At 73.5% G+C, this 13,636-nt stretch carries 11 protein-coding genes; 3 read left to right on the forward strand and 8 right to left on the reverse strand.

The annotated features are described in order from the left end of the window. The first annotated feature begins 68 nt into the window (after window positions 1-68). The gene (locus ABZ117_RS30860; RefSeq protein WP_356825480.1) at window positions 69-455 is read left to right on the forward strand and encodes a hypothetical protein; all 387 of its coding nucleotides are present in this window, start codon (window positions 69-71) and stop codon (window positions 453-455) included. 438 nt (window positions 456-893) lie between these two features. Here ABZ117_RS30860 and ABZ117_RS30865 read toward each other — a convergent pair whose 3' ends face one another. The 4 genes from ABZ117_RS30865 to ABZ117_RS30880 form a co-directional block, all read right to left on the reverse strand. After that, the gene (locus ABZ117_RS30865) at window positions 894-2,474 is read right to left on the reverse strand and encodes a SpoIIE family protein phosphatase (RefSeq protein WP_356825482.1); all 1,581 of its coding nucleotides are present in this window, start codon (window positions 2,472-2,474) and stop codon (window positions 894-896) included. Next, window positions 2,471-3,001, reverse strand: coding sequence for a methanogen output domain 1-containing protein (locus ABZ117_RS30870; RefSeq protein ID WP_356825484.1), 531 nt, complete (start codon window positions 2,999-3,001; stop codon window positions 2,471-2,473). The genes ABZ117_RS30865 and ABZ117_RS30870 overlap by 4 nt, the downstream gene beginning before the upstream one ends. A gap of 321 nt (window positions 3,002-3,322) precedes the next feature. Further along, complete coding sequence (locus ABZ117_RS30875; RefSeq protein ID WP_356825486.1) at window positions 3,323-3,745, reverse strand: CBS domain-containing protein; 423 nt, start codon at window positions 3,743-3,745, stop codon at window positions 3,323-3,325. A gap of 183 nt (window positions 3,746-3,928) precedes the next feature. After that, a complete protein-coding gene (locus ABZ117_RS30880) occupies window positions 3,929-5,200 on the reverse strand; it encodes a cytochrome P450 (protein WP_356825488.1) in 1,272 nt (423 codons plus the stop codon). Window positions 5,201-5,394: 194 nt separating this feature from the next. Between ABZ117_RS30880 and ABZ117_RS30885 the strand changes: the two genes are divergently transcribed. Further along, window positions 5,395-6,234 carry an SDR family oxidoreductase gene (locus tag ABZ117_RS30885; protein ID WP_356825490.1) on the forward strand — a complete coding sequence of 280 codons (840 nt, stop codon included), beginning with the start codon at window positions 5,395-5,397 and terminating at the stop codon, window positions 6,232-6,234. A gap of 66 nt (window positions 6,235-6,300) precedes the next feature. Here the strand turns inward: ABZ117_RS30885 and ABZ117_RS30890 are convergent, their stop codons facing one another. The 4 genes from ABZ117_RS30890 to ABZ117_RS30905 form a co-directional block, all read right to left on the reverse strand. Then, window positions 6,301-8,346, reverse strand: a complete 2,046-nt coding sequence (locus ABZ117_RS30890) for a beta-galactosidase (protein WP_356825492.1) — start codon at window positions 8,344-8,346, stop codon at window positions 6,301-6,303. A 77-nt stretch (window positions 8,347-8,423) separates the two neighbouring features. Beyond that, window positions 8,424-9,770 (reverse strand): extracellular solute-binding protein, encoded by a 1,347-nt coding sequence (locus ABZ117_RS30895; RefSeq protein ID WP_356825494.1) that lies wholly within the window; start codon window positions 9,768-9,770, stop codon window positions 8,424-8,426. 184 nt (window positions 9,771-9,954) lie between these two features. Next, window positions 9,955-10,902: a carbohydrate ABC transporter permease gene (locus ABZ117_RS30900; RefSeq protein WP_356825496.1), complete on the reverse strand. Its 948-nt coding sequence runs from the start codon at window positions 10,900-10,902 to the stop codon at window positions 9,955-9,957. A gap of 7 nt (window positions 10,903-10,909) precedes the next feature. Next, window positions 10,910-11,830, reverse strand: coding sequence for a sugar ABC transporter permease (locus ABZ117_RS30905; protein ID WP_356825498.1), 921 nt, complete (start codon window positions 11,828-11,830; stop codon window positions 10,910-10,912). Window positions 11,831-12,215: 385 nt separating this feature from the next. Here ABZ117_RS30905 and ABZ117_RS30910 point away from each other — a divergent pair, with 385 nt between their 5' ends. Continuing rightward, window positions 12,216-13,244 carry a LacI family DNA-binding transcriptional regulator gene (locus tag ABZ117_RS30910; protein ID WP_356825512.1) on the forward strand — a complete coding sequence of 343 codons (1,029 nt, stop codon included), beginning with the start codon at window positions 12,216-12,218 and terminating at the stop codon, window positions 13,242-13,244. Window positions 13,245-13,636 lie beyond the last annotated feature (392 nt).

Below are 13,636 nucleotides of genomic sequence, written 5' to 3' on the forward strand. Positions count from 1 at the left end.
TCGCGCGGGTGTGGGTACTCGCCGGTGTGCGCGGGGAAGCGCGCACACCGGCTGTGGAGGTGCTGACGATGCGGACCGGACTGCTGAGGGCCATCGGAGCGGCGACCTGCGCCTACGGGATCGCCACCGCGTACCGGCCGGGCCTGCTGGCGCGCCCCTGCGGGCTGGTGGATCCGGACGGCCAGGTGGGTCCGCACACCGCGATGGTCCTGCGCCCGCTGGCCTGGCGGGACGCCGCCACCGGCCTGGCGATGCTCGTCGCCCCCCAGGGGCCGGCCCTGGTCACGGCCACCACCCTGCGCATCGCCTCGGACGTCGGTGACGCCCTGCTCCTGGGCCCCGTCCTGCCCGGCCGCGTCCGCCGTGCCGGGGCGGCCGTCAGCGCCCTGGGCTGGGCCGCCCTGACGGTCGCGGGCCTCGTCGGCAGGGACCGGCACGCCACGGCGATGTACTGACGCGCAGGCCGCCCTCCCGCCGCATCAGGGGCCGTCTCCTCGTGTCCCTCACCCGGAACCGTCCGCCCCCCGGGCGAGGCGGACCCGGATCCTGTCCGGCCGCACGGGCAGGGTGGTGAAGCGGACACCGGTCGCGTCGCGCAGGGTGTCGGCCGGGGCGGGGCGGACGTCCCGGCAGGAGGGGCCGCAAGTCTCCCCGTTCGGCGGGCTTCCGCGCCGCCGGCGGAGCGAACGCCCGCGGACGGCCGAGGGCGCAGGTGGCGGCGGTCACCCGGCCCTCCCCGGTCACCCGCAGGGGTTCCCGGTCCGGCCCCCGCGGGGCGAGGTCACCGGAGGGGCGGGACGACACCGGCCGACAGCCGGGTGGCGATGGCCCGAGTGGGCCGAAGGGACCATCGGCCCGTCGGCCCGTCGGCGCGGGGCGCACGCTGCGGCGGGTCAGGCCGGGGGGAAGCGGGCGGCGAGCAGGGCCCGGTCGTCGGGGAAGGCCGCGTCGGGCTGGTGGTGCAGGAAGCGGTCGCAGAGTTCGGCGAGGCCGAGCCCGGCCGCGACGCGCGCGCACGCGGTCAGCCTCTCCAGCCCGACGGTGATGACCTCGCGGCGGCGTTCGACCAGCCCGTCGGTGTACAGCAGGAGGGTGTCGTCCTCGGCGAGCGTGCGGGCCGCCTGCCGGTAGCGGAAGCCGTGGACGGGGCCCAGCGGCGGGTTGACGGCCCCGTCGAGGTAGGTGCTGGTGCCGTCGGCGTGGACGAGCAGGGGCGGCGGGTGCCCGGCGGCGGCGTAGGCCAGCGTGCGGGTGGGACGGTGGAAGACGAGGTAGCAGGCGGTGGCCATCCGGCCGGGGTGGTAGCGGCCCAGGAAGGCGTTGAGTTCGTCGAGGACCGAGGTGGGCCGGGCGCCGTAGCGGGGGACGATGTTGCGCAGGGCGGCGGTGATCTGCGCCATGACGGTGGCCTCGCGCAGTCCGTGCCCGGCGACGTCCCCGATGCTCAGGCCGATGTGATCGGCGTCCACGTCGTAGACGTCGTACCAGTCGCCGCCGACGGAGAGCAGGTCGCCGCCGGGGGCGTAGCAGGTGGCGGCGGCGAGGCCGGGGAGGACCGGCAGGCGTGGCAGCAGGCTGCGCTGGAGGCGTTCGGCGACCTGGTGCTCGTGTTCGTGCAGTCCGGCGCGGCGCAGGGCCTGGGCGATCTGCTGGGCCACGGCGACGGCGTGTTCCGGGGCGGCGCCCGGGTCGGCGCCGTGGATGACCAGCAGGCCCAGGTGGGTGCCGTCCGCCTCCAGCGGGAGGGTCAGCGGCGGCTCCGCGGCCGACGGCGCGCGGGGCGGGGCCGGGGCGGCGGCGGGGGCCGGGTGGTCCAGGTCGGTCCAGTCGGCGGCGGCCGGGGAGGGGTGTTCGCCGGGCTGGAGGGGCGGTACCAGGCGCGTGGAGTGCAGGCGGAGTTCGACGGCGGTGGCGCCCAGGGCGGGCAGCGCGGCGTCCTGGACCGCGCGGGAGACCTCCGTGACGGTGACCGCGGTGGCCAGGGCGGCGGTCAGGGTGTAGAGGTGCTGGAGCCGGCCGCGGGCGGCCTGTTCGGCGGCCAGCAGGCGGGCGCGTTCGGCCTCCAGGGAGCGGCGGAAGGCGAGTTCCCGGTTCAGGGCGGAGACCTGCTGGCTGAGGACGACGAACTGGTCGGCTCCGTCCAGGGGAACCAGGTGCAGTTGGGCGGCGGGAAGCGGTCCGTCCCACCACTGGGCGCGTGCCCCGTGGCAGCGGAACCGGCGCAGGCGGCCGTCGGCGTCCTTGACGGTCAGGGCGCCGGGTACCGGGCTGCCACTGCGCAGCCAGGTGGCCAGGTGGGCACGCAGCAGCTGCGCGTCCGTGCCGTCCACGTCGAACAGGCAGGCGCCCGGGGTGAGCCGGCTGTCGCTTCTGTGTGCCGCGGGGTTGGCGGCCAGGATGCGGCCGTCGGCCGCGCACAGCAGTACCGGGTGGGGCAGGAGTCTGGTGATGGCCCCGAACAGGCCAAGGCTCATGGCGTGACGGACGGATCGCCGAAGTACTCGCGGCCGGCGGCGGTTTCCACGCTGGTGTCCGGAACCAGGTGCACCACGACCCGGCAGCCCGCGTCGCCTCGGGCGAGGGTCTCCTCGAGTTCCACGCGCGCGTAGCCGAGGTTACGGGCGGCGACGGTGCCGAAGACGTTGGACGTCATCATGCACATCGACTCCCGGCCGACCACCTTCTCCGCGAACGGGCACACCCGGTTGCCCAGGACGATCTTCGTGGCGTCCTGTTCGATGACGTGGAAGTCGCCCTTGATGCGGCGCTTGAGGTCCACCAGCGCCTCGGCGACCTGCTCAGCGCTGAGCCGGTCCACACCGAGGGCCTTCAGGTACATCTCGTCGATCTGCGTGCCGACCGCCTGGCCGACCACGCTGATGTACCCCGAGGCTTCCTCCAGGCCGATCACCGACTCCAGCGCCGTCGCCAGCTCGCGCACCAGCGTCCGCAGGAATACGTCACGGTCCAGCGCGATGTCCACGTCCGATGTGTGCTCCATGCCCACCCTCACCCGTCGTGCCGCACAGTACGACCACAGTTCGGACGGCACCGTCCCTGCCACCGCCGATGACAGGCATCAGTGTGCCAGCAGCGGCGCCGCGAGTGGTCGACGGGCATCCGATGTGCCGTGGGTCGCGGCGGGTGGACGGGCCACGGGCGGGCCGGGCCGCGGCGGAACGGGCCACGGGCGGGCCGGCGTTCGGCGGCGGGCGCGGGGCCGCCTCGCCCCGGACGGGGCGCGGGCCCACCGGCCCTGAACGTCGCGCCTGTGTGAGGGCGGACGGCCCGCCGCCCGCGTCGTGGGACGGGCGACGCTCCGTTACTCGTTGGGCTCCGTGGCGCTGATGTCCGCCAGGGCGGAGTCGGTGTCGCGTTCGACGGCGAGGTCCCCGAGGGAGACGATGCCGACCGGACGGCCGTCCTCGACCACCGGCAGCCGCCGCACGGCGTGCTCGCGCATCAGCTCGACGGCCCGGTTGATGTCGTCGTCCGGCGAGAGACTGACCAGGTCCTCGCTGCACGCCTCGGCGACGCTGCGCTGCGCGATGTCGCCGCCCTCGCACACCACGCGCACCACCAGGTCCCGGTCGGTGACCAGTCCGCGCAGCGTCTCGTCCTCCGCGACCAGGACGACACCGATGCCCTGGTCCCGCATCAGACGGGCGACGTCCACCACCGGGGTCTGCGGTCCCACCGCCACCGGTGCGGCCGTCATGATGTCGCGGACCTTGTTCACTGCCATGGGCTCTCCTCCACACGTTCACGCCGGCACGACCGCGCGATGAGCGCTCACCGGCCCCGGTTGCCCGTACCCGTACGACGCCGCCGGCTCCCGCACCGGGGGCGCTTTACCCTCCGATGGCAGCGCTCCGGGGTCCGGGCGTCGGCCCGCCGTGACCCGGCCGTCGGGACGCGTCCGGGCCGCTCAGGCGTCGACGATGCGGTCGGCCGGCACGCGCACGTCCGTGAGGGCGAAGCCGCTGCGCGGGCGCGTGGGAATGCGTCGCAGCGCGATCGTCAGATCCTGCTCGGGGACCGTGTAGGTGAGCCGGGCCAGGCGGAAGGCCAGGGCCTCCAGCAGCCCGATGGTCATGTGCTCACCCGGGCAGCGGTGCCCCTCCGCCGGATCGGCGCCGCCCTGGGGGATGAGTTCGTCCGGTCCCGGCGGACGGCCGACGAACCTCTCCGGGCGGAAGGCGTACGGGTCCTTCCAGAGCCTGTCGTCGTGGTTCTGCCCGTACACGTCCAGCAGGACCAGAGCACCGGCGGGGATCGGCACGCCCCGCCAGGTCAGGTCCCGCACGGCACGGCCGCCGAGGAACGGCGCGAACGGGTAGAAGCGACGGACCTCGTGCGCGAACGCCGTCGCGTACGCCGTGTCACCGGCGCGCAGGCGCTCGCGGGTCCCGGGCCACCGGTGCAGCGCGTGCGCGGCGAAGGCGACGAACCAGCTGACGGCGACGGTCGGGCGGATGACGTTGAGCAGTTCCACCGCTGCCGTCCTGGCGTCCAGGAGCCCGCCGGAGGCGTCGCGGTGCCCGGCCACGCGGGCGAGGACCCCGTCCGGCGCCGGGGGTGTGGGCAGGCGCCCGGCGCGGACGTCCTCCACCAGCCGGGCCAGCCGCGCCTGCTGCCGGCCGCGGGCGCGCCGGGCCCGCCAGTGGCGCGGCCCCAGCGTGGCGAAGCCGTCCACCATGGCCTGGAGGTCGCCGGCCAGCGCCCGCGCCGCGTCGTCCTCCAGGGGGACCCCGGCCCAGCGGCACACACCACGGGTGAGGATCACGCCGGCCTCGTCGAACAGGACGACGGGCGCAGGGGCGGCGGACCAGGAACGCTCGGCCTCCTCCCAGGCGGCGGAGACCTCCTGGACCAGGCCGGTCACCGCGTCGGGGTGCAGCAGCGGCAGGAACAGCGACTTGCGCGCGCGGTGCGCCTCGCCGTCGAGCGTGTGCACCGCTCCGTGTCCGAACAGGGTGCCGCGCACGGGTTCGGGGATCGCGCCGTCGCGGCGCACGTGCCGCTCGTCGTAGAAGAAGCGCACGGCGTCCGGTCCGCGTACGGCGATCGCCTGCTGACCGAGCAGCCGGGTCCGCAGGACGTCGTCCGAGGTCTCCCGCATCCGGTTGGGGAGCCATGCGTACCCTTCGGCGAGGGCGAACAGCGTGCGGTCGGCCAGGGGAAGTGAGCTGTCGTTCATGGCGGACGAGTGCCCAGGCCGGGCGGTGACACGCTCGCGGCGCCGGCCTCCCCCAGGTGCTCCGGGGTCCGTTCGCGGTGACCGGTGTTTCGCCCGTAGTGCGCCTGGACACCCGGCCGGCGATCACGGAAGGGCCCCGGCACGGCCCCGGTGAGCGGTCGAGCAGTCAGTCCCGCGGCAGAAGGGTCGAGCCCATGGCAGCGGACAGGACACCCGGAACGGCCCTGGTGACCGGGGCCTCCTCGGGAATCGGTGAGGAGTACGCGGGCCGGCTGGCGGAACGCGGCCGGAACGTGGTGCTGGTCGCCCGGCGTGCGGAGCGGCTGGACGCCCTCGCGCGGCGGCTCCGCCGGGACAGCCGGGTGGAGGTGGAGACGCTGGTGGCGGACCTGGCCCGGCCGGCGGATCTCGCCCGGGTCGCGGAGCGGGCCGCCGGCGAGGACGTGGACCTGGTGGTGAACAACGCCGGCATCAACGGCTATGGGCCGTTCGCCGAGGTCGATCCGGCGCTGCTGGGCAAGGTGCTGGAGGTGAACGTCGTGGCGCCCACGGTCCTCACCCGGGCGGCGGTCCCCGGCATGGTGCGGCGTGGCCGGGGCGCGGTGGTCAACGTGGCCTCGTTGCTGGCGTTCGCCGGCGACCTGCCGCCCGGGCCTCTCCCCCGGCGGGCCGTCTACGGCGGCACCAAGGGGTACGTGGTGACGTTCTCCCGGACGCTGGCCGCCGAACTCGCCGGCACGGGCGTACGGGTCCAGGTCGTCTGCCCCGGACTCACGGCGACCGAGTTCCATCTGGGTACCGGCGAGGAGCCGGTCGCGGGTGAGGCCCGGGTCCATGACGAGGGCGGCATGCCCGCGGCCGACGTCGTCACCGCGTCGCTTGCGGCGCTGGACGACGGGGAGGTGGTGTGCGTGCCGGGCCTGCCGGACGCCGAGGCGGTGGCCCGCCTGTCGGCCGCGGAACGCGGCCTGCGCGGCGGCTCCGGCGCCCGAGTGGCTCCCCGTTACCGCACGGCCGGGACCGGCCCTGACTGACCCGGCCGCCGGAGCGTCCTCCCGGTCCCGCGGTCCGACTCCCCGCCGGCGCCCGGCCGGCCGGGGTCAGGTCCGCTGGTGCAGGACGGTGACGGCGCGCGGGGGCAGGACCAGCGTGCCGTCCTCGTGGGCGGGGCCGGGAGACAGGACGCCACCCGCGACGCCGGGAAGGGGCACGGGCTCGTCGGTGCGGTTGACGAGGAACAGGTAGCGGTCGCCGTCGCGGGTGCGCACGGCCAGTTCGACGTGGCCCCGGGCCTGTTCGGGCAGCTCGCTGCGGATGCCGGCGTGGGTGAGGAAGGCGGGCAGGAGCGCGGTGAGTCCGGCGGGGCCGAGGCGGGTGGAGACGTAGGCGGCGGAGCCCTGGCCGCTGGTGCGGCGGGTGACGGCGGGACGCCCCGCGTGCTCTCCGCCGGTGTAGCGGGCGAGGACGTCGGTGGCGGGGTCGGTGACGGTGACGCGGTCGGTCCACAGGTCGGCGGTGAGGCCGCCGTCGAGGGTGACCTGCTCGCCGTCGGGCAGGGGCCCGAACTCCTCGACGCGGATGCCGAGCAGGTCGCGCAGGGCGCCGGGGTAACCGCCCAGCCAGACGTGGTCGTTCTCGTCGACGATGCCGGAGAAGTACGTGGTGACCAGGTGCCCGCCGTTCTCGGCGTAGCGGGTGAGTTCCTTGGCGAGGGTGGCGGGGACGACGTGCAGCACGGGGGCCACGACCATGCGGTAGCCGTCGAGGGGGGTGCCGGCGGGGACGACGTCGGCGCGTACGCCCACGTTGAGCAGGGCGGTGTACCAGTCGAGGGCTTCCTGGCGGTAGCGGAGCCGGGAGGTGGGATGGGAGTCGAGTTCGCTGGCCCACCACGAGTCCCAGTCGAAGAGGACGGCGACGGGGGCCGTCTCCCGCGGGGCTCCGGCGGCGGGGGCGAGGCGGCGCAGGGTGTCGCCGAGGCCGGTGACGGAGCGGAAGAGGTCGCTGTCGGGTCCGGCGTGCGGGAGCATCGCGGAGTGGTACTTCTCGGCGCCGGCGGCGGACTGGCGCCACTGGAAGAAGCAGACGGCGTCGGCGCCGTGGGCGACGTGCAGCAGGGAGTCGCGGACGAGTTCACCGGCGCGTTTGGCGAGGTTGACGGGCTGCCAGTTGACGGCGCTGGTGGAGTGTTCCATCAGGTACCAGGGCCGGCCGCCGGCGAGGTTGCCGGTGAGGTTGGCGGAGAAGGAGAGTTCGTCCAGGGACTGCGGGCCCGGGGTGCGGTAGTGGTCGTTGGAGACGAAGTCGACCTCGGCGGCCCAGTCGGCGTAGTTCATGCCCTTGGTCTCGCCCATGACCATGAAGTTCGTGGTGATGGGCACGTCGGGGGTGACGGCGCGCAGGACGTCGCGTTCGGCGCGCAGGTGCTCGCGCAGGGCGTCGGAGGAGAACCGCTTGAAGTCCAGCTGCTGGGTGGGGTTGGGGTGGGAGGCGGCCAGGCGGGGCGGCAGGATCTGTTCCCAGTCGCTGTAGCCCTGGGACCAGAAGGCGGTTCCCCAGGCGTGGTTGAGCTGGTCGAGGGTGGTGTAGCGGTGCCGCAGCCAGGCGCGGAAGGCGCGGGCGGCGTCGTCGGAGTAGTCGTAGACGTTGTGGCAGCCCAGCTCGTTGGAGATGTGCCAGGCGGCCAGGGCGGGATGGGCGGCGTAGCGTTCGGCCATGGCCCGGGTCAGGCGCAGGGCGTGCTCGCGGAAGACCGGGGAGGTGGGGCGCCAGTGCTGGCGGGCTCCGGGCCACACCGTCTCGCCGTGGCCGGTGACGGGGAGGATCTCGGGGTGGGCGGTGGTGAGCCAGGGCGGCGGTGAGGCGGTCGCCGTGGCCAGGTCGACGGCGATCCCGCCGTCGTGCAGGAGGTCCATGATCTCGTCGAGCCAGCCGAAGTCCCAGGTACCGGCGGTGGGCTGGATGCGGGCCCAGGAGAAGACGGCGAGGTTGACGATGGTGACACCGGCCTGCCGCATCAGCGCGACGTCCTCCTCCCAGACCTGCCGGGGCCACTGGTCCGGGTTGTAGTCGGCGCCGTAGGCGAAGCGGGGAGAGGCGTTGTCTCCCCGGCCGCGCAGCAGCTGGGACAGGGGGGCGGGGCGCATGCTGTTCCTTCCGGGTGCATGGGGTGCGGGCGGCGGCGCCGGCCGGTCCGGGCGGCGCCGCCGGGCGGAGGCGCGGGTCAGCCGGTGCTGACGGTGAAGCCCTGCTCGTTGCCGTACTTGACGGAGGCGTCCTGCCAGGTCTTCAGGCCGGCCGAGAGCCTGGTGCCGGAGACGTAGGCCTTGCCGACGGTGTCGTTGAAGATGGAGTTGGCGTAGACCTGGTACGGCAGGTAGGACCAGTCGTCGGCGACGTTCGCGGCCGAGTCGGCGAAGACCTTGTTGGCCTGCTGCCCGCCGAAGTACGGGAACGCGGTGTCCTGGAACGCCTTGGAGTGCAGCTGCGAAGTGGTGGCCGGGAACGCGCCGTTAGCCACGCGGGTCTGCACGCCCTTGCCGGCGTCGGCGTACTCCAGGAAGGCGTACGCCAGTGCCTCGTTGTTGCCGAGTTCGGGCATGGCCAGGGCGCTGCCGCCGTTCTCGGCGGAGGCCTTGGCGCCCGGGGTCCACTGCGGCAGCGGGGCGACACGCCAGTCACCGGAGGCGGCCTTCGCGCCGGAGGCGAGGTTGGCGGGCATCCAGGCGCCGATGGCGAGGGTGGCGATGGTGCCGTCGTCCAGGCCCTTGTACCACTCGTCGGACCAGCTGGTGATCGGGGAGACCAGCTTGTCGTCGAGGAGCTTCTGCCAGGTGCCGGTGTACTTGCGGGCACCCGCGTCCGAGAAGTCGATCTTCACTTTGGTGCCGTCGACCGTGTAGGGACGCGAACCGGCCTGCCACAGCATGCTGGTGGTGAAGCCGGCGTCACCGGCGTCGTTGGTGATGTACGCCTTGGGGTTCGCCTTGTGCAGCGTGCGGGCCGCGTCGGCGTACTGGTCCCAGGTGGTGGGGACTTTGATCTTGTACTTGTCGAAGACCTTCTTGTTGTAGAACAGCGCCATCGGGCCCGAGTCCATCGGCAGGCCGTAGACGCCGTCGCCGCCCGCTCTGACGCCGTTCCAGGGGCCGGGGGTGAACTTGGCGGCGAGCTTGTCGGCGCCGTACGCCTTGAGGTCGGTGAGTTCCTTGGTCAGGGCGTACTGGCCCATCGCGTAGTACTCGATCTGCGCGACGTCCGGGACGCCCTTCTTCGCCGAGATGGCGTTCTGGAGCGCCTTGTACTGGTCGTTGCCGGTGCCCGCGTTGACGAGGTCGATCCTGACCTTGGGGTGCGCCTTCTCGAAGTCGGCCGCCACCTGCTTGAGCGTGGGTTCCCACGCCCAGACGGTGAGGGTGCCGCCCTTCTTCAGGGCCGCCTGGATGTCCGCCTCGGAGACCGCCTTGCGGCTCGGTCCCCCGTCGTCGGAACCGCCGCAGGCGGTCGCTCCCAGGGCTAGGGCGCTGACGAGGCCGATGCCGCGCAGCAGGCGGCGGGAGTGCTTGAGCATGGTCGTGCTTCCACTTCTTCGTGGCCGGAGCATGGCCGGGACCGTGACCGACGGGGAGGGTCGCAGGGGCAGGGGGAAGGGGGGTGTGCGGGCGGGGCCCGTACGGGCGTGGGGGCTCGGTGGTGCGTACCGCGGGTCCCGCTGGTGACCGCGGGAGCGCACGGGCGGCAGTGGCCGGAGGGGGCTACTCCTTGACGCTTCCGGCGGCGAGGCCGGACTGCCAGTACTTCTGCAACAGCAGGAACGCGGCGATCAGCGGCAGGACGGTGATCAGGGAGCCGGTGATGACGAGGTGGAAGACGGGCTGCCCGCCGGCCGTCTCGGCCTGGGCGTTCCAGCTGTTCAGGCCGAGCGTGAGCGGATACCAGTCCGGGTCCTTGATCATGATCAGCGGCAGGAAGTAGTTGTTCCAGGTGGCGACCATGCTGAACAGCAGGACGGTGACGATGCCGGGCGCCAGCAGCGGAAGGGCGACCGTGAAGAAGGTGCGGGCCTCGCCGGCGCCGTCGATGCGGGCGGCCTCCATCAGCTCGGTGGGGATGGCCTCGGAGGCGAACACCCACATCAGATACAGGCCGAACGGTGAGATCAGCGACGGGATGATCACGGCCCACGGGGTGTTGGTGAGCCCCATGTTGCTGAACATCAGGAAGGTCGGCACCGCCAGGGCCGTACCCGGGACCGCGACCGCGCCGATGACGACGGCGAACACCGCGCGCCTGCCGGGGAAGGAGAACTTGGCCAGCGCGTAACCGCCCAGGACGGCGAGGAGGGTGGCACCGCCCGCGCCCAGGACGACGTACAGCAGGGTGTTCAGCAGCCAGCGGACGAAGACGCCGTCGTGATAGGTGAAGGTCTGGACGATGTTGTCCCACAGCGCGAAGTGCCCGTCGAACCACAGGCCGAACGAATGGGTTAGCCCCGACTGGGACTTGGTGGCGCTGATCACCAGCCAGACCAGCGGCAGCAGGCTGTAGAGCAGGACCAGGCCGGTGAGCAGCGTCAGCAGGACGCTGCGCCGGGGTCTGCCGGGGGTGTGCCGGCGGCCGGCCCGCAGCCGGGGCGGGGCACCCGGGACGCCGGGCGACGTGGCCGCCGAGCGGTCGGGGACGGTGGTGACAGGAGTGGCCATCGCCGCTTCACGCTCCCTTGCGCATGCCGCGCGTCTGGACGACATAGGCGATGACCATGGTGATCAGCCCCATGACGATGGCGACCGTCGCGGAGTAGTTGTGCTGCTGTCCGGAGAAGGAGAGCGAGTACGTGTAGTAGTTGGGGGTGTAGTCCGTGGTGATCGCGTTGCGCGCCAGCGGCTGGAGGATGCTCGGCTCGTTGAAGAGCTGGAAGCTGCCGATGATGGAGAAGATCGTGGCGATGACGAGGGCGCCGCGGATGGCGGGCATCTTGATGGCGGTGATGACGCGGAACTGCCCGGCGCCGTCGATCTCGGCGGCCTCGTAGAGGGAGTGCGGGACGACCCGCAGCGCCGAGTAGAAGATCAGCATGTTGTAGCCGACGAACTCCCACGTGACGATGTTGCCGATCGAGGCCAGCACCAGGTGCGGGGAGAGCGGGTCGGGCAGCGAGACGCCGAGCGCGTCGTCGATGTCGCCGACGAGCCCGAAACGGGTGCCGTACAGGAAGCCCCACATCAGGGTGGCGACAACGGCGGGCACGGCGTACGGCAGGAAGATGGCGATGCGGAAGAAGTCCTTGCCGTAGAGCCGGCCGCTGTCCAGGGCCAGCGCCACCAGCAGGGCGATGCCGAGCATGACCGGCACCTGGACGCACAGGAAGAGCGAGACCCGGCCGAGCGAGGCCCAGAACTGGTCGTCGTGCAGCGCCTGCCGGTAGTTGTCCAGGCCGACGAAGGCGGTCCCGCCGATCAACCGGGTGCGGTAGAGGCTCAGATAGAGCGAGTACGCGATCGGGGCGAGGAAGACCAGGGCGAAGACGGTCATGAAGGGGGCGATGAAACCCCAGCCGGCCAGGCCGCGGCGGTCGCGCCTTCGGGCTGCGGGCGGAGGGCCGCCCGCGGCCGGCGGCGATATGACGGTCATGCTGCATCCTCGCGTCGTCGTGGGTGCGGGGGCCCGAGCCGTCGCACGGCAGAACGGGCCCCACCGGCACTGTCTCATGTTTACGCAAACATCACCGGTGGCCCGATGCTTACATTCCCGGTCGGCAGCGTCAATACTTCGGGAGAGAGAACGTGCGCCCCGGCTCGCGGCGCCGGGCGCGGCGCCGCGAACAGCGGCGCGAACAGTGCTGTGAGCAGGGCCGGAGCGGCGTCGCGCGCTACTCTCGAGCAGATCCGCCGCGCGCAGGCCCCGCGGCGCGGCCGGCACCACAGGAAGGGCAATCGTGCACCAGGACGTGAGCGACGCGGACCAGGCCGGGCAGCCTCGTCGGCGGCCGGCGGGCGACCGGCGGCGGAGCGTCTCCATGGCCGACGTCGCCCGGGCCGCCGGCGTTTCCTCACAGACCGTCTCACGCGTCTCCAACGGCCACGCGAACGTGGTCGAGTCGACCCGGCAGCGCGTCCTGCAAGCCATGAGGGACCTCGGCTACCGCCCCAACAGCGCCGCACGGGCCCTGAAGAGCGGGGAGTTCCGCACGCTCGGCGTCATCCTCTTCACCCTCTCCACCACCGGCAACGTGCGCACCCTGGAGGCGATCGCCACCTCCGCCGCCGAGGAGGGGTACGCCATCACGCTGATACCGGTGGCGGCGCCGAGGCAGACGGACGTGCGCGGCGCCTTCACCCGGCTCGGCGAGCTGGCCGTCGACGGGATCATCGTCATCATGGAGGTGCACCTCCTGGACGCCGCCGTCCTCAGCCTGCCGCCCAGCGTCCAGCTGGTGGTCGTCGACTCGGACGCGGGTGACCACTACAGCGTGATCGACACCGACCAGGCGGGCGGCACCCGCGCCGCCGTACGGCACCTGCTCGACCTCGGCCACACCACCGTGGCGCATCTGGCGGGCCCCGACGGCTCGTTCGCCGCCCAGCGCCGCGCCGACGCCTGGCGTCAGGTGCTGGAGGAGGCCGGGCGCACGGTGCCGCCGCCGGTACGGGGCGACTGGTCCGCGGAGTCCGGCTACCGGGCCGGCCTGGCCCTGGCGGCCGACCCCGACTGCACGGCCGTCTTCGCCGCCAACGACCAGATGGCCCTGGGCCTGCTGCGCGCCCTGCACGAGAAGGGGCGCCGGGTTCCGCAGGACGTCAGCGTCGTGGGATACGACGACATCCCGGAGTCGGCGTCCTTCATCCCGCCGCTGACCACCGTCCACCAGGACTTCGGCGCGGTGGGGCGGCTGTGCGTGGAGAGCGTGCTGCGGCAGATCCGCGACGACCGGCCGGAACACGGGACGACCCTGGTCCCCACCCGCCTGGTCGTGCGCTCCAGCACCGCCCCGCCGCCCGCGCGACGCACGGGACGGCGGGCCGCGTCCACCCGCGGGGCGGGGTGACCGAGCCACCGGGACGGCGGCTCGCCGGGCACGCCGCCGCCGACGGAGCCAGGGCCGCCGCCGCCCCGGCCCACAACGAGTGCCGCGCCACTCGGCCCGCGTCACGGCCGGATCCGAGGCCCGATCCCGTGCGACCGGCCGACACCGCCCCCGGCGACCTACGGCCCGGCCGGCCGTCCCCGGCCGGGCCGGACGCCCTGGCCTCGCCGACGAGGCGGCGCTCTCCCCCGGCCTCCCACGGTGACCTACGGCCCGGTCGGCCACCGCACGCCGGATGCCCTGGCCTCGCCGACGAAGCGGCGCTCTCCCCCGGCCTCCCACGGTGACCTACGGCCCGGTCGGCCACCGCACGCCGGATGCCCTGGCCTCGCCGACGAAGCGGCGCTCTCCCC

It is taken from the genome of Streptomyces sp. NPDC006309, from assembly GCF_040613095.1.
Classification (GTDB): domain Bacteria; phylum Actinomycetota; class Actinomycetes; order Streptomycetales; family Streptomycetaceae; genus Streptomyces.

What these genes read in the sequence shown, in the direction of transcription:
- ABZ117_RS30860 (WP_356825480.1), top strand. Translation starts at nt 69, where the DNA reads ATGCGGACCGGACTGCTGAGGGCCATCGGAGCGGCGACCTGCGCCTAC.
- ABZ117_RS30865 (WP_356825482.1), bottom strand. Translation starts at nt 2,474, where the DNA reads ATGAGCCTTGGCCTGTTCGGGGCCATCACCAGACTCCTGCCCCACCCG.
- ABZ117_RS30870 (WP_356825484.1), bottom strand. Translation starts at nt 3,001, where the DNA reads ATGGAGCACACATCGGACGTGGACATCGCGCTGGACCGTGACGTATTC.
- ABZ117_RS30875 (WP_356825486.1), bottom strand. Translation starts at nt 3,745, where the DNA reads ATGGCAGTGAACAAGGTCCGCGACATCATGACGGCCGCACCGGTGGCG.
- ABZ117_RS30880 (WP_356825488.1), bottom strand. Translation starts at nt 5,200, where the DNA reads ATGAACGACAGCTCACTTCCCCTGGCCGACCGCACGCTGTTCGCCCTC.
- ABZ117_RS30885 (WP_356825490.1), top strand. Translation starts at nt 5,395, where the DNA reads ATGGCAGCGGACAGGACACCCGGAACGGCCCTGGTGACCGGGGCCTCC.
- ABZ117_RS30890 (WP_356825492.1), bottom strand. Translation starts at nt 8,346, where the DNA reads ATGCGCCCCGCCCCCCTGTCCCAGCTGCTGCGCGGCCGGGGAGACAAC.
- ABZ117_RS30895 (WP_356825494.1), bottom strand. Translation starts at nt 9,770, where the DNA reads ATGCTCAAGCACTCCCGCCGCCTGCTGCGCGGCATCGGCCTCGTCAGC.
- ABZ117_RS30900 (WP_356825496.1), bottom strand. Translation starts at nt 10,902, where the DNA reads ATGGCCACTCCTGTCACCACCGTCCCCGACCGCTCGGCGGCCACGTCG.
- ABZ117_RS30905 (WP_356825498.1), bottom strand. Translation starts at nt 11,830, where the DNA reads ATGACCGTCATATCGCCGCCGGCCGCGGGCGGCCCTCCGCCCGCAGCC.
- ABZ117_RS30910 (WP_356825512.1), top strand. Translation starts at nt 12,216, where the DNA reads ATGGCCGACGTCGCCCGGGCCGCCGGCGTTTCCTCACAGACCGTCTCA.